The sequence below is a fragment of the Pseudoalteromonas sp. MelDa3 genome (genome assembly GCF_002863625.1).
GTDB classification, from domain to species: Bacteria; Pseudomonadota; Gammaproteobacteria; order Enterobacterales; family Alteromonadaceae; genus Pseudoalteromonas; species Pseudoalteromonas arctica.
Genome location: NZ_PJBR01000030.1, coordinates 13,995 through 37,127, shown reverse-complemented (window position 1 = coordinate 37,127; position 23,133 = coordinate 13,995). Strand labels below are relative to the sequence as shown.

General features: G+C 38.3%; 22 protein-coding genes and 1 pseudogene. 11 read left to right on the top strand and 12 right to left on the bottom strand.

Going from position 1 to position 23,133, the window contains the following annotated elements; translation table 11 throughout:
• The 3 genes and pseudogenes from CXF89_RS08380 to CXF89_RS08370 all read right to left on the bottom strand — a co-directional run.
• Window positions 1-310: pseudogene (locus CXF89_RS08380) on the bottom strand (transposase); the annotation flags it as partial.
• Between the two features lie 505 nt (window positions 311-815).
• On the bottom strand, window positions 816-2,237 hold the full coding sequence (locus tag CXF89_RS08375) for an SNIPE associated domain-containing protein (protein WP_121954336.1): 1,422 nt from the start codon (window positions 2,235-2,237) through the stop codon (window positions 816-818).
• 4 nt (window positions 2,238-2,241) lie between these two features.
• Window positions 2,242-2,556, bottom strand: a complete 315-nt coding sequence (locus CXF89_RS08370) for a hypothetical protein (RefSeq protein WP_121954335.1) — start codon at window positions 2,554-2,556, stop codon at window positions 2,242-2,244.
• 89 nt (window positions 2,557-2,645) lie between these two features.
• Between CXF89_RS08370 and CXF89_RS08365 the strand changes: the two genes are divergently transcribed.
• Window positions 2,646-3,212, top strand: coding sequence for a GNAT family N-acetyltransferase (locus CXF89_RS08365; RefSeq protein WP_231621066.1), 567 nt, complete (start codon window positions 2,646-2,648; stop codon window positions 3,210-3,212).
• A gap of 498 nt (window positions 3,213-3,710) precedes the next feature.
• Here CXF89_RS08365 and bcp read toward each other — a convergent pair whose 3' ends face one another.
• Window positions 3,711-4,190 (bottom strand): thioredoxin-dependent thiol peroxidase, encoded by a 480-nt coding sequence (gene bcp, locus CXF89_RS08355; RefSeq protein ID WP_002963124.1) that lies wholly within the window; start codon window positions 4,188-4,190, stop codon window positions 3,711-3,713.
• An 11-nt stretch (window positions 4,191-4,201) separates the two neighbouring features.
• Window positions 4,202-4,735, bottom strand: coding sequence for a glycine cleavage system transcriptional repressor (locus CXF89_RS08350; RefSeq protein WP_007583906.1), 534 nt, complete (start codon window positions 4,733-4,735; stop codon window positions 4,202-4,204).
• Between the two features lie 359 nt (window positions 4,736-5,094).
• Here CXF89_RS08350 and bamC point away from each other — a divergent pair, with 359 nt between their 5' ends.
• Together bamC and CXF89_RS08335 are read left to right on the top strand one after the other, a co-directional pair.
• Window positions 5,095-6,156: an outer membrane protein assembly factor BamC gene (bamC, locus tag CXF89_RS08340; RefSeq protein ID WP_024591010.1), complete on the top strand. Its 1,062-nt coding sequence runs from the start codon at window positions 5,095-5,097 to the stop codon at window positions 6,154-6,156.
• Between the two features lie 66 nt (window positions 6,157-6,222).
• Window positions 6,223-7,593, top strand: a complete 1,371-nt coding sequence (locus tag CXF89_RS08335; RefSeq protein ID WP_007583911.1) for a YjiH family protein — start codon at window positions 6,223-6,225, stop codon at window positions 7,591-7,593.
• Between the two features lie 53 nt (window positions 7,594-7,646).
• Here CXF89_RS08335 and CXF89_RS08330 read toward each other — a convergent pair whose 3' ends face one another.
• Window positions 7,647-7,793 (bottom strand): DUF2897 family protein, encoded by a 147-nt coding sequence (locus tag CXF89_RS08330; RefSeq protein WP_121954333.1) that lies wholly within the window; start codon window positions 7,791-7,793, stop codon window positions 7,647-7,649.
• A gap of 126 nt (window positions 7,794-7,919) precedes the next feature.
• Window positions 7,920-8,456 (bottom strand): acyloxyacyl hydrolase, encoded by a 537-nt coding sequence (locus tag CXF89_RS08325; RefSeq protein ID WP_101217409.1) that lies wholly within the window; start codon window positions 8,454-8,456, stop codon window positions 7,920-7,922.
• A 244-nt stretch (window positions 8,457-8,700) separates the two neighbouring features.
• Here CXF89_RS08325 and CXF89_RS08320 point away from each other — a divergent pair, with 244 nt between their 5' ends.
• Both CXF89_RS08320 and CXF89_RS08315 read left to right on the top strand, forming a co-directional pair.
• A complete protein-coding gene (locus CXF89_RS08320) occupies window positions 8,701-9,294 on the top strand; it encodes an MlaC/ttg2D family ABC transporter substrate-binding protein (protein WP_121954332.1) in 594 nt (197 codons plus the stop codon).
• Between the two features lie 230 nt (window positions 9,295-9,524).
• Window positions 9,525-10,862, top strand: a complete 1,338-nt coding sequence (locus CXF89_RS08315) for an ankyrin repeat domain-containing protein (protein ID WP_010555074.1) — start codon at window positions 9,525-9,527, stop codon at window positions 10,860-10,862.
• A gap of 82 nt (window positions 10,863-10,944) precedes the next feature.
• Here CXF89_RS08315 and CXF89_RS08310 read toward each other — a convergent pair whose 3' ends face one another.
• From CXF89_RS08310 to CXF89_RS08290, 5 genes are read right to left on the bottom strand one after another with little or no spacing between them, the layout of a single operon-like run.
• Complete coding sequence (locus tag CXF89_RS08310) at window positions 10,945-11,388, bottom strand: DUF2069 domain-containing protein (RefSeq protein ID WP_010555075.1); 444 nt, start codon at window positions 11,386-11,388, stop codon at window positions 10,945-10,947.
• Window positions 11,385-11,939: an NAD(P)H:quinone oxidoreductase gene (gene wrbA / locus CXF89_RS08305; RefSeq protein ID WP_007581039.1), complete on the bottom strand. Its 555-nt coding sequence runs from the start codon at window positions 11,937-11,939 to the stop codon at window positions 11,385-11,387. The genes CXF89_RS08310 and wrbA overlap by 4 nt, the downstream gene beginning before the upstream one ends.
• Window positions 11,939-12,286, bottom strand: coding sequence for an arsenate reductase (glutaredoxin) (arsC, locus tag CXF89_RS08300; protein WP_007581040.1), 348 nt, complete (start codon window positions 12,284-12,286; stop codon window positions 11,939-11,941). Before arsC ends, wrbA begins: the two co-directional genes overlap by 1 nt.
• A 53-nt stretch (window positions 12,287-12,339) precedes the next feature.
• Window positions 12,340-13,797, bottom strand: a complete 1,458-nt coding sequence (locus CXF89_RS08295; RefSeq protein ID WP_007581042.1) for a beta-barrel assembly-enhancing protease — start codon at window positions 13,795-13,797, stop codon at window positions 12,340-12,342.
• Window position 13,798: 1 nt separating this feature from the next.
• Entirely contained in the window at window positions 13,799-14,464 is a 666-nt protein-coding gene (locus CXF89_RS08290) for a hypothetical protein (RefSeq protein ID WP_007581045.1), read from the bottom strand.
• A 145-nt stretch (window positions 14,465-14,609) separates the two neighbouring features.
• Between CXF89_RS08290 and CXF89_RS08285 the strand changes: the two genes are divergently transcribed.
• The 6 genes from CXF89_RS08285 to pgl all read left to right on the top strand — a co-directional run bounded on the left by CXF89_RS08285 (window position 14,610) and on the right by pgl (window position 23,056).
• Complete coding sequence (locus tag CXF89_RS08285; protein WP_002961455.1) at window positions 14,610-14,828, top strand: sulfurtransferase TusA family protein; 219 nt, start codon at window positions 14,610-14,612, stop codon at window positions 14,826-14,828.
• Window positions 14,821-15,897, top strand: a complete 1,077-nt coding sequence (locus tag CXF89_RS08280) for an AI-2E family transporter (RefSeq protein ID WP_007581049.1) — start codon at window positions 14,821-14,823, stop codon at window positions 15,895-15,897. The genes CXF89_RS08285 and CXF89_RS08280 overlap by 8 nt, the downstream gene beginning before the upstream one ends.
• A 135-nt stretch (window positions 15,898-16,032) precedes the next feature.
• Window positions 16,033-18,288: an aminotransferase class V-fold PLP-dependent enzyme gene (locus CXF89_RS08275; RefSeq protein WP_121954331.1), complete on the top strand. Its 2,256-nt coding sequence runs from the start codon at window positions 16,033-16,035 to the stop codon at window positions 18,286-18,288.
• Window positions 18,289-18,955: 667 nt separating this feature from the next.
• Complete coding sequence (gene pgi, locus CXF89_RS08270) at window positions 18,956-20,602, top strand: glucose-6-phosphate isomerase (protein ID WP_121954330.1); 1,647 nt, start codon at window positions 18,956-18,958, stop codon at window positions 20,600-20,602.
• 268 nt (window positions 20,603-20,870) lie between these two features.
• Window positions 20,871-22,343, top strand: a complete 1,473-nt coding sequence (gene zwf, locus CXF89_RS08265; protein ID WP_101163306.1) for a glucose-6-phosphate dehydrogenase — start codon at window positions 20,871-20,873, stop codon at window positions 22,341-22,343.
• A gap of 2 nt (window positions 22,344-22,345) precedes the next feature.
• Entirely contained in the window at window positions 22,346-23,056 is a 711-nt protein-coding gene (gene pgl / locus CXF89_RS08260) for a 6-phosphogluconolactonase (RefSeq protein WP_121954329.1), read from the top strand.
• Window positions 23,057-23,133 lie beyond the last annotated feature (77 nt).

Below are 23,133 nucleotides of genomic sequence, written 5' to 3'. Positions count from 1 at the left end.
ACGAGAATTGTTCAGGGAGTCGGACATCAAGAGAGCGGTAGCCTTTTTTAATATATCCTTTTCTAATTCAATGCGTTGGATTTGCTTTTTAAGTTCGCGGATTTCAATTTGTTCGGGCGTCATTGGCGAAGCCGATGGTGGCTGGCCATTACGCTCTTGCTTTAATTGAGTAACCCACTTACTAACGGTTGATTTACCCACACCCATCGCTTTGGCTGCTTCTTCTTGAGTATAACTTTGGTCAACTACAAGCTGAGCTGTTTCTAATTTGATTGCTGCAGAATAACGTTGCACGTTTTAATTTCGTCATTTTTTCACCCAAATTTGTATGCTTATCAGCATAACATTTCTTTCTTAATGGGTGGCCAAATTAACTATGCCACTACACTCCAACGAACCTCCAATACCACGCCCCCAATAACCCCGCATTATATATTTGAAAATGTAGGTCGGATAAGCGAAGCGCCATCCGACACAGTAACTTATTTGAATTTCGGCAAATATAAATAACTAGTTTATATAACTTTTTATGTTTTTATTTATATTAAAATCATAATTTTAAGCCAATATTAACAATAAAAAAGCGGGTATCTTAATTGAACAAGCCAAGCTGCTACTTAAGCTAATTTTTGAACCAAAAGTCCACGTTTTATCGTTATTCGCGAAGGGAGTTAGGATGGGGGTCAGCGTTATTATTACCCAACAATCATGAATTATATTTGTCGGATAAAAAAGGTTTTATCCGACATTGGTGATACTTCTCAAAACAGCCGAGCTATAATTTGGTTTTTAAAGTTGTTCTATGTCCTGAGAGCCTAAGCGGCTTGTTGTAATCGTAAGCTTTCGTAATAATCTTCAGCGATTGCAGTTAATTTAAACTCAGCCTCTATCCCTGCAATTTTCTCTACAGCTTCACGTATTGATTCAAGGTCAACCTCAAAGAACTCTTTCCTCAAATTTACGGAGTTAACACGTTGTGAATTAAACTCTCTATGTAAAGCCGCTTCAAGTGCAGGGGCATCTTCAACATAAATCATTGCATGTACATCGAATGGGAAAGGAACGCTAGCATCACCAAGTTCTTTTACTCGATCCATTGGTTCTAAGCGTCGAGTTAAACCTATTTTATATACATCTTCACCGAATGAACCAATATTGCTAATTATATATACGTGGCCTTTGCGAGTTTGCTCTGCCATACTTTTTGCTCTTGCTTCTTTGGATTCGGCTTCTGAAAGTTGCTGTTCTAAAATAAAGATTCTATCTTCCATAATTTTTCGTTCGCTTTCAGAAGCGCCAGAAAGTTCTTCTCTAGCTTTATCAAGCATCTTTCTATACATTTGTTCTTCTTTCTCGGCTTCAGCAATTGCTTTCTCATACTCCTTAATTGCTCGCTGTTCTTCCCTCATTTGCTCTTTTATAAGTTTTTGCTCTAGTATTTCTTCTTGTTTTTTCAGAGCGTATTGATATTGTAAATTGCACTCTTCGAACTTTAATTCGATATAATCTATATCAAAGCCACATTCATATGTACTTGCTAATTTTTCAATTGAATTTGCAAGCTTCTCAATACGTTCCAATGTCCTTGCATAATTACTAGGGCTAAGTTTACCAATTAAAAAATCACATTCGATATTAAAAGCAGCTAGCATTAGCTTGACTTGTCCTTCCAATATTTTTTTATTGAAGGCCTTATCTTTAGAGATTACGGTAGATGCTGGGTAAGTAATAGCAACTTTATCTCTAATCATATCTTTTTGTTGCAGCCTAATATCTTTAATTTCTTCGGCAAACCGAGCTGAAGTTTCATAAAGATATTTTGGAGTCTCGAAGTGACCGTAAGCAATGTATTCTTCGTTACGAGTATAAAGGTCTAATTTACTCATTAACTCAGCTATATTATCTTTATTATTTGACAGTTTTGAATGCGTGTCTTCGACTTGTATTTTTAATGAAGACAACTTTTCAGTGTATTTTTCTAAGTCATTTTTTAAGTTTGTTTCATTTCTTTTTAGTTCTTGAAGAGCTTCAGTATCTTTATTTAACTGAGAAAGTAATGCAGTACTTTCTTGTAACTGGCTTTTAAGCTCTTCGTACTCTTTATTGGTTATTATTAATGCTTCGTTTAATGATTTGAATGTTGATAATTTTTTATTTGCCTGATTATTTGCAATGAAATAAGCGACAATGATACCAATAATAGACGCTACTGAAATGATTATTGTGTAGTTATCCATAATATTATTTTAACTCCTTTTGTATATATTTTTTTCTTAGTTCAGATCGTTCTTTACATCTCTCTAGGTACTCTTGCTGAGCATCAGACATCGAGGTTTTAAAAGCTTTTTTCTCTTCCAAAACGCTTAAACGTTCAGTTTTTTTTGCCTCACGTTGTTTATGTTTATTTACACGTTGCTGCTCTCGGAGAGCCCTTTCTTTCTCCCTTGATAATGTTTTTCTTTTTCGCTCAGACTCCCTTGCTGCATTTTTATTGGCTCTATCAATAGCCTTTACTATTTTAATTGCAGTCCTTAAACCACCACCTCTTCTTGCCACAAATACATCCTCGTTGTTTAATAGCATAAAATACAGATTATATGTCTTAAAGTGTGTGGTCAAACATGTACTTAAGATAAGGTTTATTTATGTTTCGCTTTTCATTTATGTCATTAAATACTCACAAGGAAGAACACTTGCATATCCAAATTGCAGAACACATTAAATTAGCTCCTTTAGTGGAAAGCGATGCTGCGGACATTTTAAAGACTGTTAATTTAAGTCGGGCAAGTTTAGGTAAGTTTTTGCCTTGGGTAGAAGGGGTAAACAATATTGAATCAGCTAAAAAGTACATACTCGACAGAGTAAACAGCGGGCTAAATGGTTCGCGGTGGTTTAAAATTTATTATAAAGATAATCTGAGTGGTATTTTTGCAGTTAAGTCTATTTGTCCTGAGTTGAATGTAGCGGAGCTTGGTTACTGGTTAAGTAATGATGCACAAGGAAATGGTATTATCAGTCAAGTAATTACAAGAGTGCCAATCATACTCAAAAATACAAGCGCTAAAGTAATTGAGTTTAGATGCTTAGAACAAAATGTAGCTAGCATTAAAATTGCTTTAAAATCAGGTGCAAGTTTAGTTGGTACTATTCCAAACTTTGTATCGGTTGGTAATACACGACAACAACTTAATATATATCAAGTGGCTTTATAAATAACCCTGAATACCAGACTCTCCAGTAATAACCCTGTCTATTTAATTACTTTTCTCATCAATCTCTTTCCCGCAATTATAACAATCGTTAGTGGGAAGCTTATAACTAGAAATAGAGCGCATTACTTGGTTTTTCTTACAGGCAGGGCAGGCGTAATTAATTACAGAGATTATAAGCGCAATGGCAAAAACAAAACTACCGATATAAAACGGGTTTGAGTAAAATTGCATACTTGGCTCTGAAAAATTAAAACCGATAATACAGATGATTAATGCAGTTAAATAAAGTTTAAATTTTAGGCTTTTATTCAAGGTTTAAATATCCAATTGGCAAGGTGCTAATAATAAGTGCTTTGGCAGTTTTAACAAATTATTTACTCAATTACTATTTAAGTTTTTATATAGCGCAAATGTATAGGCATAAAAAAAGCGTTGCCCTTGAGCAACGCTTTTCTGTATTTGTCTAATAGCTGGTAGCTAACTTACTTAGCCGCTAGCTTATTCTGCAGCTAAATAATCCAACACTACTTGATGATGATCTTTAGTTTTAAACTTATCAAATAGGTGTTTTATTTTACCGTCTTGGCCTACTAAAAACGTTAGGCGGTGAATACCATCGTACTCTTTACCCATAAACTTTTTGTAGCCCCATACACCAAATGCTTCAGCAATGGCGTGGTCTTCATCGGCTAATAAATCAAAATTAAGCTCTTTTTTAGTTTCAAAGTTTTTAAGGCGCTTAATTGGATCTGGGCTAATACCTACAACGCGGGTATTAAATTTAGCAAGCTGTGCTTGCTCATCGCGTAGGTTTTCGGCTTGTACAGTACAGCCCGGCGTTGACGCTTTAGGGTAAAAGTACACAAGCACTTGTTGCTCTTTTAACAGCTCGCTTAATGTTACTGTTTCGTCGTTTTGGTTTTGTAGGCTAAAAGCGGGTGCAGTATCGCCAGCTTGTAATGGACTAATTGTGTTCATGTTTAGCATCCTTAACGAATTCGTTTAAAAATATAATCTACGTTTAGCGTGTGAGAAAGGCTCTCAAAACTAATTTTAAATTGATCTATATCTACATCAACAGGTATGTTGAATTCAAGTTCACAACGCATTTTAATGTTGTCTTCTTGGGAATAAGTGTCTGACTTAAGTGAGCAAATACTAATATTATTGTCGGCAAAAAAGCGCGTTACTTTGCTCAATGTGCCTGGGGTGTCTATGCCAGTGTATTCTAGTGTGTAACCTGCACAAAATTCGCTAGGAGTATGACTCGCTGTACGCTTCATCATGGTTAGCAGGCCAAGTTCCATGGCTTTAGTTGGCAGTACGTGCTCTATGCGGCTTATTGCCGACATGTCGCCGCTAAGTAGCATTATGAAGGTAAATTCGCAGCCTAAAATAGCAATACGGCTGTCAATAATGTTGCAGTGGCAATCGCTAACCAGTTGGGTTAGTTCACTTACAATACCGGGTCTGTCTTCGCCAATCGCTGTTAAAACAATTTGATGATTTGAAAATGCAGTCATGAGTTCAAATACCTTGTTACTTGGATTATATCAACCGAGTTGGCAACACCAAAAATACACACAAGAAGTTGCACGGCGGCGAAGTTTAACACAAAAAGGGCTCTAAACTACAGCACACGCTAATTAAGCGCTTTTAAAGTGCGGTGTTTCTTGTTTTTACTGGCACGGGAAAGTACCATAGCTAAAATTTGCTTATTTGCGCTTAGTTTTATTACTAAGTTGAAGTGCTGAACTTTATTGCATTTAGGCAGCCAAATAATAAATGTAAAGTTAATATTGATTTTACACTGAACCAAATCGGCATTACCCACTCATATATTTGTTAAAACAATTAAAGGGTATGCTAAGGAGAAATATCTGTGCAGTATTGGATCCCAAAAGCACTTGCAGTAAGTGTATTGGTAAGTTTATCAGGGTGTAGTGTATTTATTAATAAGGCACATGACGAACGTAACTATCGTACGCATGAGCCTGTAAAAGCACCAACGTCGTTATCTCAACCAGCTCAAGACCCAGTTTATAAAATGGATGTAGGTCAATACGACAACAATCCTGAAGCTACAAATTACCGCCCACCGGCACAAGTATTAACAATTGCTAAAGGCAGTTGGGTAGAAGAGACAGATAAACAAGCGCGTATTTATTTTGATAAAAACGATGGCATTGCTGATTTAGATGAATTTCTTTGGGACACGATTCAATCAGTCCTCGCTGATAACAATGCAGGAACCACTAAAGAAGACAAGCTACTAGGTACTATTGAAACTGATTGGTACTCAATCATTAAAACCGAAGAAGGTTTTTGGTGGTGGGGCGATGAAGTTAACGATGACTTAGAAAAATTTAGATTCACTATTGAAGAAAAGTCACATCAGCGTACTGCGTCTTTACGTGTAGAGCTGATTGATTTTAAAGGCGACCATACGCTAACTGATTTGTTAAAGCAGCAGTTAGAAGTACGTGCGCTTAACCAAGTAGTGAGCGAGTTTGATTACCGTTACCGTCAACTTGAAGTTGATATGCGTAAACGCCAAGGTATTATTTCTCTTGAAATGGGCTTTGATAACAAAGGTAATGCAGCACTTGTAACTGAGCAATCTTACGAAGCTGTGTTTGACCGTTTCTCTGGATTTTTAGAGCGCTTGTCGTTCACTATTGTTGAAATTAACCCAGATACGGGCTTAATTACTGCTGATTACACTAAACCAGAAACAAGTGTTTGGGATTCAATTTGGGGTGATGACGTAGCTCAACTACCTATTGATGAAGGCCAATACCAAATTTTAGTAAGTAAAACTAAAGAAGGCGGTACTAGCTTAACGTGGATGGATGACAAAGGCGAAACGCTTGAGCCAGGTACTATGAATGGTTTACAACAAGCATTAGAAGCAGCACTCATTCAGCGCGGCATTAAAATTTAAATAATAATAAGTTTTACCACAAAAAGAGCGCTATGCTCTTTTTGTGGTTTTTATAGGTTAATAAATATGTCTCAGCTACCTCATCGTTCACACTACACGTGGCGCACTTGGTTTACTTTTTTGGTTCCTTCGTTAATTGGTGTGTTTTTATTTATGACACCCATTAGTACCTCGCAAGGGATGACCATTCCTATTGCCGTTATGGCAAAAGCGGTTCAAGCAATGATGCTTGGCTCTGCTCAAGCAATTATTACTCTCATTATTTGTATTACAGGGGTTATTTCTGTAATTACTAAAGTGTTTAAACCCGCCGCTATATGTAACTCACCTTTGTTAAAGCATTTATTTGACGTGAGCTGGACATGGCTGGTGGTGCGCTTATTTGGTATGGCGTTTGGTTTAATGACGTACTTAAGCCTAGGCAGCGAGATGATTACCTCGGCCAATACTGGCGCGCTGGTATTAAATGACTTACTGCCAGTGTTGTTTTCGGTATTTATTTTAGCGGGCTTATTACTGCCGCTACTAATTAACTTTGGTCTACTAGAGCTTGCTGGTACGTTAATGACTAAAGTAATGCGCCCTGTATTTGGTGTACCGGGTAGAAGTGCGGTTGACTGTACTGCATCGTGGTTAGGTGATGGTAGTGTGGGTATTTTGATGACTGCAAGGCAGTACGATCAAAAGCACTATACACAACGCGAAGCGGCTATTATTGGTACTACGTTTTCAGCGGTTTCAATTACGTTTAGTTTAGTGGTGCTTGGGCAAGTTAAACTTGAATACTTATTTGCACCGTTTTACGCAACGGTATGTTTAGCCGGTATTGTTGCCGCTATTATTGTGCCGCGATTACCGCCACTGCGCTTTAAAAAAGACTTACTGATTGATGGTACTGAGCCAGATAGAGACGCTGAAACAATTCCGGGTCATAAAACCTTATTTGGTCACTCGTTAGATGTTGCATTAGCTAAAGCAGATAACTCAACGGGTGTTAAAGGTACTATAAAAGAGGGCTTACATAACGCGCTTGATATGGTGTTTGGTGTATTGCCTGTGGTTATGGCGGTAGGTACATTTGCACTGATCATTGCTGAGCATACGCCTATATTTCAGTATTTAGGTATGCCATTTGTGCCATTTTTAGAGTTATTACAAGTACCCGAAGCGGCAGCAGCGTCGCAAACTATTATGGTTGGTTTTGCTGATATGTTTATTCCGTCAATATTAGCAGCAGGAACAATTGAAAGTGATGTAACGCGCTTTATTATTGCCGCAATGAGTGTAACTCAGCTTATTTATATGTCTGAGGTGGGCGCACTTTTACTTGGCAGTAAAATACCGGTAAATATTTTAGAGTTGTTTATTATATTTATTTTGCGAACGCTAATTACTTTACCTGTTATTGCGCTAATGGCGCATTGGTTAGTAGGCTAAATTAACGAAAATATAATTAAGCGAATTGGTATTATTAAAAAAGCCCTGATTAATCAGGGCTTTTTTGTGTCTGTTGTATTTTTAATATTGGCGTTGGGCTTTTTAAACTCCGTTTTTGCAGAGAGTCTAATTAGCGCAATATTACCAATAATAATGGCAAAAACAACGGCGACAATAATTACAATATGCCAAGTTTGCATCGCAGTATCACTTAATATTTAGTACGTTTAAGTGTGACTGTTTTACGCTATAACAGCAATTAAATTACTCAAAACACAATCAATAATTTTAAACGCAATCAATAACTTTAAACACAATCAATAACCTTAAAAACGTCTAGCTACCGAAAGCGTTAAAAAGTTAAGCCCTGGGTTTGGCTCTTTAAAGCCTGCGTTTGAATAGTGAATAACTCTAAGGGCAACGTTAGTATGACCAAAGTCGGCAACAAGGCCTATGCGGTCTTCAAACTGGTAGTGAGTACTTATGTTTTTACCGGCAAACTGCGTTTCATCAATCAGTGATACACCAATGCCTGCTTCTACATAAAATGGGGTGTTGTTAAAACTAAAAGCAGGAAATTGCAGCACAGGTGACATAGCAAGTACTAGGTTTGATTGTGTTTCATCGCCGTGGCGGTATTCCCACATATTTACGCTGGTTTCAAAGTAAAAGCGTGCATCACCAATTATATTTTGCATGCTAGGTGCATGATACTGATACGCAAGCTTAACGCCGTTTACGTTACCTTCGCCTTTGAGAAAATCAACGGCATAACCGTGGTTCGATTGAGCAAAAGCAAGTTTGCCAAAAAGTGAAGCTACTAATACAAAAGAGATAATAAGTGTTTTAAGTGACGTTTTCATAGGTGCCAAATGTTTGTCTGATTCAAGTGATAACTAAATGATAAGGGCGACCTATTAACAATTACAATGAGGACAAAATGCCGGTTGTATATGACCTGTTAATGGAGGTTTCTAACTGCTTGAATTTATTTTAGTTATTTTATTGGTGCGATTTGGGCATTAATAAGTTGCTTATTTGTGCCTTTTTTATTGCGTATAGTTCGCGTAAATTACAGCCATCTTAATCACACAGACATATACAATTATGAAACTCTTTAAACTATTCGTTTTAGCCACTGCTTTTTTTAGTAGTTCGTTATTTGCACAAACTCAGCAATCGCCAGATCAGTTACTTGAATCAGTAGCCGATAAGCTATTTGCAGACATTGGCCAAGTAAATTCAAAAGGCACAGCAAGCAAAGAAGCGATGGCTGCCATTGTTGAAAAACGTTTAATGCCACATATTGATGTTAAGTTTGTGTCGTTTAAATTATTAGGTAAGCACATTAAAGGCATTGAGCGCGAACAGGCTGTTCAATTTATAGATGCAGTAGAGCATTACTTAACAGGCACATACGCTGGTGCACTAATGAAGTACACAGGTCAAAAAGTAGTATTTGAGCGTAATAACGCAAAAAGTGACTCTGAGTACGCAACAGTTAATACACAAATTATTGAGCCAAATGCGCCTACAATCGACTTAAGTTTTAAGCTTCGTTTAGGTAAAAATGATGAGTGGAAAGTATACGATATTGTTGCCGAAGGCATTTCACTATTAAGTGCTAAGCAAAAAGAGATTATTCAACGTATTTCTGAAGTGGGTTTAGATCAAGTTATTAGCGAGTTAAAAGGTAAATAGACTATTTGTCTGGCTCTGATTAAGCCCAACTCCAACCTCAAAAACGGCCAATTACTTATGTACTTGGCCGTTTTTATATTTGTAAGTAAAGGATTGTTGTTATTGCGTAATTTTGCGCTAGCAGCAAAACAAAGGTGTGCTAGAATATCGACACTTTGATTAAGCGTGGTGTCAGCTAAAAACTGATATAACTTACCACCCCCAAGCCACACTGGAGTTGTGTTGTTTTAATGGAAAATGTACTGATTTGGCCAAAGGAATACCCATTACTTATTAAAGGACTGGTAGAACAAAACGGTGCCTTTATTTTAGATGCTTTGGAAGCTTGGCCTGCTTGTCGTTCTACAAATGAAGACGATGGTGTATGCACCACCGTGTTACCGCCTATTTATTATTTGGCATGGCTAACCCCACTAGAACCATTTGAAGAATGTTACTTTCAACATATCTCTGAATATGACGAAGACGCACAAGCGTATATTAGTGCGGTTAAAAGCCATTACTACGATAATGAATACACCCCTGAAAGCTTAGTGCTTATGCTATGCCAGCGCCTTGAAAAATACGCAAGCGTGGCTGCACAAAATACCATAGATACGCCACTGTCTTTAGTCGATTTGTTTTTTAGTAAACGCTATTTCACGTTAATTGAGCATGCGCTAAATAATAAAAGTAAACTTTCGGCAAAAGATACATTAGCCCTTTGGAAAGAAGTTGATTTTAGAGAGCGCTTAAGTGCGTTTATTCCAGAGTCTATTGCTGACTTAGATACTCTTTCTGAACTTGCCAGCGAAAAAGTAGCAGCGGGTAAAGACTATTTTACGTTGCTTACACAGGTTTCTCCTGATGTTGACTCTGTTGTACTGCTAGAAAAAGCATTATTAACGCACCTACGTAAAAAAACAGCCAAGCAAACAATGGCAATGCGTTTTATTGAGCAAGGCGCTACGGGTGTTCTTGCTGATGAAAACAATAAAACAGCTTTTATGTGGGCCGCCGAAAAAGGCTTTGTAAATGTGGTTGAAACGCTACTTGCAAAGCAAGACAAAAAAGCGGTTGATAATTTAGGTAACACAGCACTTCATTACGCTGTATTTGCTAAAAATGAATCGTTAATGGTGCTGCTTATTAAAGCGGGCTATAACTTTAGAGCGCGCAATAAAGAAGGTTTAAGTTGTTACCGTTTGGCGGTTAGTATTAAAGCTAATAACTTAGTTAAATGCTTAGAGCGTGACTTTGGTATTAAAGAGCTTTCGCCGGAAGGGCAGTTCGATCGCATAAAAAAAGTACATGTGCTGCACGCTATTGTCACTATATTGCTGCCTTTGCAGTTGTTCTTCTTTTTTGATGAAACACTCTCTATTAAAAGTGAGCTGACGCTGAGTTTAACTATGGCGGCAGTGATTTGTTTTTTCTTTGCGACCACTTTAAAACGCTGTGCGTTATATCCACATATTAAACACCCTTGGGGTTTATTTGTGCTTAGAGGCTTTTCGTTTATTAGCTTAATTGCTCAAATAGGGTTGGCGAGTATTGTGGTGCTAGCTGCCTTAAGTGATTTAGTTTAGTCACTTTTAAACAGCTAATAAAAAACGCGCTTAAAGCAATTTAAGCGCGTTTTTTGTATTTATAACCGTTTATGGTTAAGCCTTATTTACCGTGCTCATTTGCTGCTTTTTCTTCAGCTAGTTCTTCTTTAAGCTTACGGATTTTTAAACCTTGTTCTTGTCCGCGATGTCTTGCGTAGTAAGTACAACCAATAAACATTGAAGAGGCAAACACAAGCTCTAGCAATACCCAAATTAACTCATCTGGCGCTGCCCACAGCATGGTAAGCCCGTGAATAAAATACAGCATTACAACAAAGTTAGCCCACGCATAAGTGTATGTACTGTCTTTAATTATGCCTCTTAACGGCAGTAGTAACGGAATAATAGGCAAAAATAAAGACACTAAACTCGCATTACCACTTAGAGGTGGCACAAAATACATCCACAGTGGAATAAGAACAAGTAAACCTACATAGCCAAATAGTGCGGCACGCTGAAACTTTACTGTAATCGGCTTTTTAGCTGGGTTGTCAGCTGTATTCATTTAAGTTTTCTCGCAATGTGAGTAAGGCGTTTACCAACGCTTTGGCATATTTTAATTTCGTCTTTGCTTAGCTGTGCACTATTAGCGCTGCCAGCAACGTGTGTTGCACCGTATGGTGTTCCACCTGTTTGTGTTGCAAGTAGTTCGGGTACATCGTACGGCACGCCCAGTAGCATCATACCGTGGTGTAATAGTGGCAGAGATAAGTTAAGTAAGGTTGCTTCATTACCACCATGCATACTGCTTGATGACGAAAACACACACGCTGGCTTATCTATTAACTGACCTTTTAACCATAAGTCGCTGGTGGTTTCCCAAAAGCTTTTAGCTTGAGAGGCCATCATGCCAAATCGGGTTGGTGTACCAAATGCCAAACCATCGCAATTTATTAAATCATCTTTGGTGATCACAATGTCGTGCGCATTTTTAGCCACAAAGGTGCGAAGCAGTGCTGTAGCGCCTTGTTGCTCTATCGACTCTGCTATTTCGTGAGCCATTGCTTCAACGGAGCCATGGCTTGAGTGATAAAGCACCACTATGGTTGCACTCATTATAAAACGCTTAGTACGTTTTCTGGTGGACGACCAATCGCTGCTTTATTGTTATTCACTACAATAGGGCGTTCAATTAGTTTTGGATTTTGTACCATGGCATCTATTAATGCTGATTCACTGCTTTCATCTTTTAAATTAAGCGCTTTGTAGTCATCTTCTTTTGTGCGCATTAATTCACGTACGGATGAAAAACCAAGTTGGATTACAAGCGTTGAAATTTGCTCGTGTGTAAGAGGCGTTTTTAAATACTCTACAACACTTGGCTCTATTGCTTTACTTTGCAGTAGTGCTAGCGTTTCGCGTGATTTAGAACAACGTGGGTTGTGGTAAATAGTAACAGACATAAAATGATTCCAAAGTGTGAATTGCGTCTATTTTAGGGTAAGCGCTTGCAGACTTAAAGTCTTGCAAGCTCTTTTTGTAAAAGTCGATACTGGGTAAGTAGTGCTTTTAAACGTTGTTGCTTTACAAGTTGAGTAGGCTCTACAAAGTTTAGTGCTTTTTGTACTTCGTCTGCGGCTTTCAAATAAGCACCATATTGCGCTAATACATCGGCGTTAGCTTCGTGATAAGAGGCTAATTTATCTTGTTTTTTATACGCGTCTGCAAGGAGTTGTTTGCCTAAGTTATGATCTGGCTTTTCGAGTAAAAAACTCTTTAAAATATTTTCAGCAAGCTCATATTGCTCAGCTTCAAGTGCTGAGTTGGCATAGTTAAGTGTAATTACCTGATTATTAGGGCGATACTGATTTAAATCCGCTAAAAACTTAACGGCTTCGTCTGCCTTTTTTTGTGCAATAAGTAAATCGGTATGGGTATCTATATAAAATAAGTTTTTAGGATCGTTTTTTAAAAGCTCGTCTAATATTGGCGCTGCTTCATCAAGCTTTTTTTGATCAAGCAAGCTTATGGCTAAGCCATACTTTAATGCAGTGTTGTTGTAGGTGTTTTCGCGCAGTAGCTTTCGAAATAGATCTTCTGCGTTTTCTGGTTTGTTGTCATAGCGGGCAAGCACTCGACTTTTTGCTAAATTAAACTCAAGGCTCGCATTCATAAGGCGCACAGGAAATTGCTCTGCACGCAAACGTACATCTGATACACGACTCTCTGGTAATGGGTGAGTTAGCAAAAATGCTGGTGGCTTGTATTTATAGCGAATTTGCGCTGCAAGTTTAGTTAAAAACTCACTCGATGCACGGGGATCAAATCCTGCATTATTAAGTGTTTGCATGCCTATGCGGTCAGCTTCTTGCTCAGCTGAGCGGCTATGTGTTAACTGGCTAAAAGCTGATTGTGTTTGGCTGGCTGATATAATGGCAATACCCGCGTCGGGTGCAACAACGGTTGCTAATATACCTGCAATCATACCGGCAATTGTCAGCGCGCTGTTATCTTGTTGCTGCTGTATTCTACGTGCTAAGTGGCGCTGTGTTACGTGAGCAATTTCGTGACCAAGTACCGAAGCAAACTGGCTCTCGTTATCGGCTTGAGCTATTAACCCTGTATGCACACCCACGTGTCCACCGTAAAAGGCGAAGGCATTTATTTCTGAGTTATTTATCCAAAAAAACGAAAACGGAAAACGTACATCGTTAGCATTAGCAACAAGTTTACGGCCAATAGTTGTGAGGTATTCATCTAGCACAGGGTCGTTTATAACTGGTGATGATCCTCGTATTTGCATCATCATTACTTCGCCAATAGCTTGTTCTTTTTCAAGTGGCAGTGCTTGTAATGCAGATGTTCCTAAATCAGGAAGTGTAAAATTGGTTTGCGCTTTTAAAGGTTCGCTTACTAATAAGCTAAACGTAAGCGCGGCACTGCATAAAGTGATAAATGCTGATTTTAGCTGCATTTTATTCCTTGTTAATTTGTTCGCCAATTGCAATTTTGGCTATGTCTATTTCGTCACTGCTTGCACGGCTGTCTTTTTCGCACAATTGGTATAGTTCTTTTATTGTGACTCCATCAAGCTTTACAACGTTCAATTCTCGCTGCAAAAAAGTAATAATTTTATGTACTACTTTATGTGCATGTAAAATAATGGCTTTATCTGCTTTGTCGCCCCGTTCAAAATAAAAGCCAATAAACTTATGTAACTGACTTATTCTGATCAGGTTTTTCATTGAATGCGGATCCCACACTCTAAACTCCATAAAGCGATTATTTTTTATGTATTGATCAACAATAACATCTTTAGCATAAGGCTGTGCCCATAGCTCAAAGCCTCTGTCGGTAAAAACTTGGTGCAGCGCAATACGTGGCTTATGTTTAGTGTGTATTACACCAAGGCTGTCTTCATGGCCTTCTAATAAATCTAAGTTCCAATTGCGTTTATCTATAAGTTGTTTAACTGCATTATCGAATCCATGATCTAAAATCCCTTCTGATTCGCTTATTGATGAGGCAACAAGGTGATAAAAAGGAGGTAGTTCGCCCCAGTTAATTTGCTTTTTAAACCAATTAATCTCTTTGAGTGTTGGATTACTGGGTAGTTGCGCTTTATTATGCGTGCCAGGCATTAACTTATCCTTACTGCTAGTTATGTTATAAGGATAAACTATTGCAGGTATTGTTTTAACAAAAAGTTACAACGGTTTGGGTATATAAGTATATTGACCGTAAATATGCGACTTATTATTCATTTACTATACGGATAAAGTAGTTATGGTAGAGCGCGATTTAAAAGAGTTTAAATGCCCTCAGCAATTTGTGCAGTTTAAACTTGCGCTACGAAGTGCGCAATCTTCAAAACAACGTATCACTTTTAGTCTTAATAAAGGTGAAAGTGCGAACGATATTGAACGTTTTTTGCAAAAAAATGCTTATAGTTACAATTTTGATAAACAACGTGGGTTGTTATTAGTGGAGCCATTACATGTTTGAATACGTAAAAACATGGTACGAAAGGAAGTTCTCGGATCCTCACTCGTCTACCTTATTATTTTTATTATTGGCCTCAGTGGCCTTACTTTACTTTTTTGGCTCGTTAATTGTTCCTGTGCTTGTAGCATTGGTTATTGCTTATTTACTTGATTGGCCGGTTGTTCATTTAGAGCGCGTTGGCTTAAAACGTTTTACTGCAACGATTATTGTAATGTTGATATTTATTAGCATTATGCTCACCCTTATTTTGGTTATTGGCCCAGTGCTTTGGAAGCAAACCAGTAACTTAGTGCAAGAAACCCCGCATATGTTAGAGCAAGGGAAGTCTTATTTAATGGCTTTACCTGAACAATACCCAAGTTTAATTAACATAGATCAAGTACAAGCTATTGTTGCAACGGTAGAAGCTAAAATCATTGAGTTTGGTCAAACTGTATTGTCGTTTTCACTTACGTCATTAAAAGATGTTGTTGCATGGCTTATATATTTAGTACTTGTGCCGTTACTGGTGTTTTTTATGCTTAAAGATAAGCTGGAGCTAACGGGGAGTATTGCTAAACTGATCCCGCAGCAACGACGCTTAATTTTGCAAGTGTGGCATGAAATGAATCAACAAATTATGAATTACATTCGCGGTAAAGTGTTTGAAATTTTAATTGTTGGTGGTGTGTCTTTTATTGCATTTACTGTTTTAGATTTACGCTACGCCGCATTACTTGGTGTGCTTGTTGGCTTGTCGGTATTAATTCCATTTATTGGCGCGGCACTCGTCACTATTCCGGTAGCGGCAGTTGCGCTGTTTCAGTTTGGATTAGAAACACAGTTTTGGACCATTTTAATTATTTACGGAATTATTCAGGCGCTTGATGGCAACGTGCTTGTGCCACTATTATTTTCTGAGGCGGTTGATTTAAATCCGGTATTTATAATTGTCGCGGTATTATTTTTTGGTGGCTTATGGGGATTTTGGGGCGTATTTTTTGCCATCCCGTTGGCTTCATTAGTAAAAGCGCTAATAACAGCTTGGTCGTCAACGCATGAAGAGATAAGTAAAGAGGTCAGTGAATAGTTAAGTAAACAGACTTTTAGTCTAAAAAAGCATAGTAAACGCACCTCTAGTGCTAATTGATTATTACTCATTATCTGTAAATTTATGTACTATTGGTAATAAGATATATTTTTTAGTAATAAGGTGCGTTTTTTAATGTCTGAGTTTTTATTGCACGATGAGCCAGTAAAACAAGTTTACCTTGATGCAAACGCAACGACCCCTGTGTTGCCTTGTATTGCTGATGTTGTTTCTCATACCATGCAAATATGTTTTGGTAATCCTTCAAGCCCGCACATTACAGGTATTCAAGCCAAGCATTTATTAGAACAAACACGTCAAAAAGCACACACAGTTATTGGCGCAAGTAATGGCGATATTTTATTTACTTCTGGCGCAACAGAAGGCATTCAAACTGCGGTGGTTTCTACGTTAATTGATGCTAAAAAACACCCGATTAAAAACCCCGTATTGTTATATGGCGCTACTGAGCACAAAGCGGTGCCAAATACACTTAAGCACTGGAATAGCGTACTTGACGTTAATGCTGAAGTGCTTGCTATTCCGGTTGATAGTAACGGTATTTTAGATTTAGATTTTATAGCTAAACATATAGATAACGCTTTGATGATTTGCACCATGGCCGTTAATAACGAAACCGGTGTATATCAAGATTTACCCGCTATTGAGCAGGTGATTCGTAGCCGTAATAAAAATGTATCGTGGATGGTGGATTGCGTGCAGGCGCTCGGTAAGCAAGCGCTCGCACTAAGTGACACAACAATAGATTACGCACCTTTTTCGGGGCATAAGCTTTATGCACCTAAAGGTATTGGCTTTTTATATATTCGTAGTGGCAGTGCGTACACACCTTTTATAGCGGGTGGCGGTCAAGAAAGTGGGATGCGCTCAGGCACGGAAAATCTACCCGGTATTGCAGGGTTAAATAAGCTATTTAGTATGTTGCTTGATAAATCAGACAACACGTTTAAGTCTGTTAGCGTACTTAATTCTTATCGAAGCCAGTTACAAAGCGCGATAAAAGACACCTTTGGCGATATTACATTCAATCATGATTTTGCTTATAGCGTGCCTACCACACTTAACTTTGCTGTTAACGATTTAACGAGCAAAGAAGTGATTGATTTATTTGACGCTGCGGGCATTCGCGTAAGTGGAGGCTCGGCTTGTAGTACAGGCGCATCAACAAGTTTTGTTTTAGATGCAATGGGTGCAAGTAAGTGGCAAAGCGAAAACGCGATTAGGCTATCGTTTGGACCTGCTGCAACACAACACGATATTGATGATGCTTGTGTGCGTATTCGCGCTCTTAAAGCAATACTACAGGCAAACTGTTTAATCGTATCTGACAGCACCACACCACAACAAGAAGTATGCGCACTGGGCCTTACTCAATTTAGGCACCAAGGTGCATGTAGTTGGCTTTATGTAAGCGATGATAAATACGCTGTAATTATTGATCCTATTATTGAGCTTATTCCGCGCTTTGAAAAAATAGCTAATACACAAAACTTAACTATATCGGCGGTGCTTAATACTCATCTGCATCAAGAGCGAGAGTCAGCGACTAATTTACTAACCAGCGTTCTTGCATCAAGAGTTATAAAAGGTGAGGTTGATTCGCTAGGTTGGCCGCTAAATACAGCAAGTATTAACTTGGCAAACGACGTACTTGAAAAAGTAGTTACACCTGGGCACAGCAAAGAAAGTGTAAGTTATTTATTAAAAAACAGTAATGGCGAAACGCGTTACTGTTTTTGTGGTGATTTAATACTGCCTGCAGGGCTTGGCAATACATCGCTTATAGGCGGCGATGCAAAAGCAATGGCACGCTCTATTTTAGCAATGAGCGAGCAACTTAATAGCACCAGCATTATTTGCTCAGGGCACGATTACCAACAATGTTTTGCCATGAACTGGGCTGTACAGCAAAACCAAACGCCACTTCTTGATGCGTTAGTGAGCGGCAGTATTTCAGTTGATGAATTTGCAATACAAAAACAGCAGTACGACGCTTCAAAACAAGTAGATAATACGCAATTGTGTGGTTATGTAAATGCGTTACCTGAGGTTGATACACAGCAATTAAATTTTGATGACGCTAAAGTAATGTTAAACACCAGCGATACATATTTAATAGATACTCGGGAGCCGTATGAGCATGGAGCAAATAATGTTGCTCAGTTATTTAATACGCTAGATGAAAAAACATTAAATATACCACTTAGCAGAATGGCAAATGCGGTATTTGAAGGGCAATTAAACAAAAATAACAAGTACATTTTATTATGCCGTAGTGGTAACCGCTCAAAAATTGCTGCAACTAATTTAATGCAACTAGGATACAAAACGGTTTATAACCTAAGTGGCGGGTTAGCGCTTAGTAATTAAACAAAGATTGTAATTTATACAAAATCGGCTTTAGGGCCGATTTTTTTGTTTTTAAGGTTTATTTGCTCGCAAGGTAAACAAGCCCTAGGGCCTGTTGACCTTTCAGGATTAAAATTTGTTCAATCTAGGGGCTATTTAATCGCGGCGTGAGGTTTGTAACCTAGTGGGCTAAGTAAAAACCGAGTAACAAAGAGTAAATTGCCCCTAGGCAGAACCCTTCGGGCAGCGCATGTTTGGCATTTATTCCACGTTATCGCCTATTTATGGGGAATAACCACACTACATAGGCTCTGCCTTGCCTAAATACCAAACACACTGCTGCAAATTTAACCTCGAAAGATAAACAGGCCCTAATAATTAGTGAATAACTATAAAAAGTAATTATTGTGCTGATAAAAATACATTAATATTTCATTTTGATTGATTAAGCAATCCCGTTGCCTTTAAAATTGCGGGTAAATTAATTTATAAAATTTTTATGATACCGGTGTCAAAAGCTAAAAATTGCGTTATCATCGGCATCTAAAATTATAAAAACAGCACTTTTTTTGCATTTTTAGTTATACTATCTGCGCTTTATTTTAGTGTAAATAAACAGTGTTAAGAGTTTTGCTTTTATAAAAAACATTTTTAAATCAATTGATTGAAAAAACTAGAGGATATTTCCATGTCTAACCGAACGCAACTAGCAAGTTGGCAAGCACTAGAACAAAGTGCAGCTAAGATGAAACAAACACATCTGAAAACGTTATTTGCACAAGATGACACGCGCTTTTCTCAGTTTTCGACTCAAGTACCTGGCGTATTATTCGACTATTCTAAGCAACTTATTGATAACGATGTTTTTGCAAACTTAATGTCGCTTGCTAAAGAATGCGATATTGCATCGTGGCGCGATAAAATGTTTAGCGGTGAAAAAATCAATATCACCGAGGATCGCTCAGTACTACATACGGCACTTCGTAATCGTGCTCACACTCCATTAATAGTGGATGGCGAAAACGTAACACAAGCCGTAGACAACGAATTAGCTAAAATTAAAGTGTTTGTAGAAAAAGTTCGTAGCGGTAAATGGTTAGGCTATACCGGTAAAGCGGTAAAAGATGTTGTAAGTATTGGCGTAGGTGGTTCTAACCTTGGCCCACAAATGGCAACCGAGGCATTAAAAGCACTTGCTGATGATACGTTAAATGTTCATTACGTATCTAATGCTGACGGTGTACAGATTTCGTCTATATTGAAAGCCATTGACCCTGAAACAACATTATTTGTTATTTCGTCAAAAACATTTACTACGTCAGAAACTATGACAAACGCTAAAACAGCGGTTGACTGGTTTTTACAAACAACAAAAGATGAAAGTACAATTGCAAAACACTTTGTTGCAGTAAGTACAAATTTAGAAAAAACGGCAGCCTTTGGTATCAGCGACGAAAACGTATTCACTATGTGGGATTGGGTTGGCGGTCGCTTTTCACTTTGGAGTGCGATAGGCTTACCAATTGCTTTATATTTAGGCTACGACGCCTTTGAAGCAATTTTAGAAGGCGCGTTTGAAATAGACGAGCACTTTAAATCTGCGCCGTTTGAGCAAAATATACCATTAATTATGGCATTGCTTAGTGTATGGAATACGAGCTTTTTGGGCTACACAGCGCAAGCTATATTACCGTACGACCAAGCACTGCATATGTTGCCTGCTTATTTACAGCAAGGCGAAATGGAAAGTAACGGTAAACACGTTAACTTTGCCGGCGAAACGGTACCTTATACTACAGTTCCAATTATTTGGGGTATGACGGGTATTAATGGTCAGCACGCGTTTTATCAGTGTTTACACCAAGGTAATGTAATTGTACCTGCAGATTTTATTGCATCAGTTAAACCACAAGTGAATGTTGATAAGCATCACGATATTTTATTATCAAACTTCTTTGCACAAACAGAAGCGATGATGAGTGGTGTAGATGCAGCGCAAGTTACTGCTGATTTAACCGCTAAGGGTAAATCGCAAGCAGAGATTGATGAGTTATTAAATCATAAAATTCATCAAGGCAATCGTCCTACAACGTCTATGCTATTAGATACAGTAGATGCTAAAACAGTGGGCCGTTTAATTGCACTGTATGAGCATAAGATATTTTGCCAAGGCATTATTTTAGAAATATGTTCGTTTGACCAATGGGGTGTAGAGCTGGGTAAAGGTTTAGCATCTAAAATTGAGAGTGAACTCACTGATGAAAGCGTGAAACACGCTCATGATAGTTCTACAAACGGCTTAATGGCGTACTACAAACAAAACCGTACGCAGTAAAAAATTCGCTTACGCAAGTAAGTAAACCGAGTACCTTTGAACGGGTAGCGCTGGAGTGCTTAGGGTCTGTATTTTTGTGAGAGGAGATACAGGGCCCCTAAGGCTCATTTAATAAGCGCAATGATAAAAATAATAATAAATCATCGATACAGAACAATTCAGCAGGCTTTTATTTAAATACAGCTATAAAAGCCATCTAATCTAGCAATAAATAGGCATACCCGCGCATTTATAAAGTGTACTGGGTATCACAACGTAGAGAGTAACTATGCTTAATCCTTTTGATATTATAATTTTTGGGGGCGGTGGTGATCTTGCGTTACGCAAATTGCTACCTGCAATGTACAGAGCATATCAAGAAGGTAACTTACCTGAAGGCTCACGTATCCTACCAACAGTGCGCGAAGAATCGAAACGTGCTGAATATATAGAAACAGCGCATAAAGCATTACAAGAATTTTTAAGCAAAGGTGAGTTTAACGCTAAAGATTGGAAAGCATTTTCTACTTTTTTAGTGCCAGTGGTAAGTAATGTTACAGAAGCAGATGACAACTGGGATGTGCTAAAAGGCATTTTAGATGAGCACGAAAGCACTAAGTCTCGCGTGTTTTATTTATCGCTTCCACCTGCTGTTTACGGCACATGTTGTGAAATATTATCGACTAAAGGTTTAATTACACCTACATCACGCGTTGTTGTTGAAAAGCCTATTGGTTATTGCGGTGATTCTGCTGAAGCAATTAATGGAAAAATTGCGGAATTTTTTAATGAAGAGCAAATTTTCCGTATTGACCATTACTTAGGTAAAGAAACAGTACAAAACTTAATGGCGCTACGTTTTTCAAACTCATTGTTTGAAAATATGTGGGATGCTAAATCTATTGATAACATCCAAATTAGCTTATCAGAAACTGTTGGTCTTGAAAGCCGTGCTGGTTTTTACGATAAAGCCGGTGCACTTCGTGACATGGTTCAAAACCATTTATTACAACTACTTTGTTTAGTTGCAATGGAGTCGCCTAATAAACTTAACGCTAACAGTATTCGTAACGAAAAATTAAAAGTATTAGAAGCACTTCGCCCACTAGTAGGTGGTGATGTTGATGAAAATATTGTTCGTGGTCAATACGTACCAGGTGACTTAAACGGTAAAATTGTACCGGGTTACTTAGAAGAGCTAAATGAAGGTTCTAGTAAAACAGAAACGTTTGTAGCTATTCGTGCACATATTGATAACTGGCGCTGGGCGGGTGTTCCATTTTACCTTCGTACGGGTAAACGTATGGCTAAGCGCTGTGCAGAAATTGTGGTTGAATACAAAAAAGTATCTCACAATATCTACGAAGATAACGTGGGTAATATCGAGCCAAATCGTCTTGTTATTCGTTTGCAACCAGAGGAAACAATTCAACTAACGCTTATGTCTAAGCGTCTTGATAACCTTCAAATGCAACTTGAGCCAGTAACAATGAATATTGAGCTTTCACAAGCTTACAGCAATGGTTTTCACTCAGATGCGTACAAGCGTTTAATGCTTGATGCCGCTGCAAATAACCCATCATTATTTATTCACCGTGATGAAGTTCGTCAAGCGTGGAAATGGATTGATCCAATCATTGACCGTTGGCAAGACAAAGGCAAGCCTGCACTTTACCGTGCTGGTAGCTGGGGTCCTGAGGATGCTGATGAACTATTGGCAGAAAAAAGCCACGTGTGGTTTAACACAGGCGATAAGGTATAAGCATGGCAACACTAGTTGAAAAATTTTTTGACGATAAAGACGCGTTAACAGCCGAGCTTTCTGCAACGCTTGAGCAATCACTACGTGATGGCATTAAAAACGATGGCCGTGCTGTATTAATGGTGTCGGGTGGCTCGTCTCCTGCGCCAGCTTATAAGCATTTATCAACGCTTGATTTAGATTGGCAACATGTTGATGTTGCTATGGTTGATGAACGCTGGGTAGACCCAAGCCATGAAAAAAGTAACGAAGCTTTTATTAAAAGCACGTTATTACAAAACTACGGCAGTGCTGCAAACTTTATAACCATGAAAAACGATGCTGCAACCGCGCAGCAAGGCAGTGATGTGTGTGAAGCCGCTTACAGTGCTTTAAAAGCGCCATACGATGTAACTATTCTAGGCATGGGCCCAGATGGTCATACAGCGTCGTTATTCCCAAATGCAGAAGGTTTAGAGCACGGTTTAACAACTGAGCAAACAGTATGTGCAATTAATGCGATACAAAGTGATGTGACGGGTAGTATTACTGAGCGAATGACGCTTACGTTAAATGCCATTGCGCAATCTAAAGTGGTTAAGCTTTTAATTAGCGGTGAAGAAAAACTCGCTGTTTATAAGCAAGCAAAAGCGGGCGGCGATGTTAATGACATGCCACTTCGCGCTGTGCTTAATCACCCAAGTATAAATATTGAAGTATATTGGGCGCCTTAATTTAGGTGCTAATTTAACTTTTAAAGGCCGCTTATATAAGCGGCCTTTTTTATTTGCTCAAATTTAAGCCTAAACAC

What these genes read in the sequence shown, in the direction of transcription:
- CXF89_RS08375 (WP_121954336.1), bottom strand. Translation starts at nt 2,237, where the DNA reads ATGGATAACTACACAATAATCATTTCAGTAGCGTCTATTATTGGTATC.
- CXF89_RS08365 (WP_231621066.1), top strand. Translation starts at nt 2,646, where the DNA reads ATGTTTCGCTTTTCATTTATGTCATTAAATACTCACAAGGAAGAACAC.
- bcp (WP_002963124.1), bottom strand. Translation starts at nt 4,190, where the DNA reads ATGAACACAATTAGTCCATTACAAGCTGGCGATACTGCACCCGCTTTT.
- CXF89_RS08350 (WP_007583906.1), bottom strand. Translation starts at nt 4,735, where the DNA reads ATGACTGCATTTTCAAATCATCAAATTGTTTTAACAGCGATTGGCGAA.
- CXF89_RS08335 (WP_007583911.1), top strand. Translation starts at nt 6,223, where the DNA reads ATGTCTCAGCTACCTCATCGTTCACACTACACGTGGCGCACTTGGTTT.
- CXF89_RS08330 (WP_121954333.1), bottom strand. Translation starts at nt 7,793, where the DNA reads ATGCAAACTTGGCATATTGTAATTATTGTCGCCGTTGTTTTTGCCATT.
- CXF89_RS08325 (WP_101217409.1), bottom strand. Translation starts at nt 8,456, where the DNA reads ATGAAAACGTCACTTAAAACACTTATTATCTCTTTTGTATTAGTAGCT.
- CXF89_RS08320 (WP_121954332.1), top strand. Translation starts at nt 8,701, where the DNA reads ATGAAACTCTTTAAACTATTCGTTTTAGCCACTGCTTTTTTTAGTAGT.
- CXF89_RS08315 (WP_010555074.1), top strand. Translation starts at nt 9,525, where the DNA reads ATGGAAAATGTACTGATTTGGCCAAAGGAATACCCATTACTTATTAAA.
- CXF89_RS08310 (WP_010555075.1), bottom strand. Translation starts at nt 11,388, where the DNA reads ATGAATACAGCTGACAACCCAGCTAAAAAGCCGATTACAGTAAAGTTT.
- wrbA (WP_007581039.1), bottom strand. Translation starts at nt 11,939, where the DNA reads ATGAGTGCAACCATAGTGGTGCTTTATCACTCAAGCCATGGCTCCGTT.
- arsC (WP_007581040.1), bottom strand. Translation starts at nt 12,286, where the DNA reads ATGTCTGTTACTATTTACCACAACCCACGTTGTTCTAAATCACGCGAA.
- CXF89_RS08295 (WP_007581042.1), bottom strand. Translation starts at nt 13,797, where the DNA reads ATGCAGCTAAAATCAGCATTTATCACTTTATGCAGTGCCGCGCTTACG.
- CXF89_RS08290 (WP_007581045.1), bottom strand. Translation starts at nt 14,464, where the DNA reads ATGCCTGGCACGCATAATAAAGCGCAACTACCCAGTAATCCAACACTC.
- CXF89_RS08285 (WP_002961455.1), top strand. Translation starts at nt 14,610, where the DNA reads ATGGTAGAGCGCGATTTAAAAGAGTTTAAATGCCCTCAGCAATTTGTG.
- CXF89_RS08280 (WP_007581049.1), top strand. Translation starts at nt 14,821, where the DNA reads ATGTTTGAATACGTAAAAACATGGTACGAAAGGAAGTTCTCGGATCCT.
- CXF89_RS08275 (WP_121954331.1), top strand. Translation starts at nt 16,033, where the DNA reads ATGTCTGAGTTTTTATTGCACGATGAGCCAGTAAAACAAGTTTACCTT.
- pgi (WP_121954330.1), top strand. Translation starts at nt 18,956, where the DNA reads ATGTCTAACCGAACGCAACTAGCAAGTTGGCAAGCACTAGAACAAAGT.
- zwf (WP_101163306.1), top strand. Translation starts at nt 20,871, where the DNA reads ATGCTTAATCCTTTTGATATTATAATTTTTGGGGGCGGTGGTGATCTT.
- pgl (WP_121954329.1), top strand. Translation starts at nt 22,346, where the DNA reads ATGGCAACACTAGTTGAAAAATTTTTTGACGATAAAGACGCGTTAACA.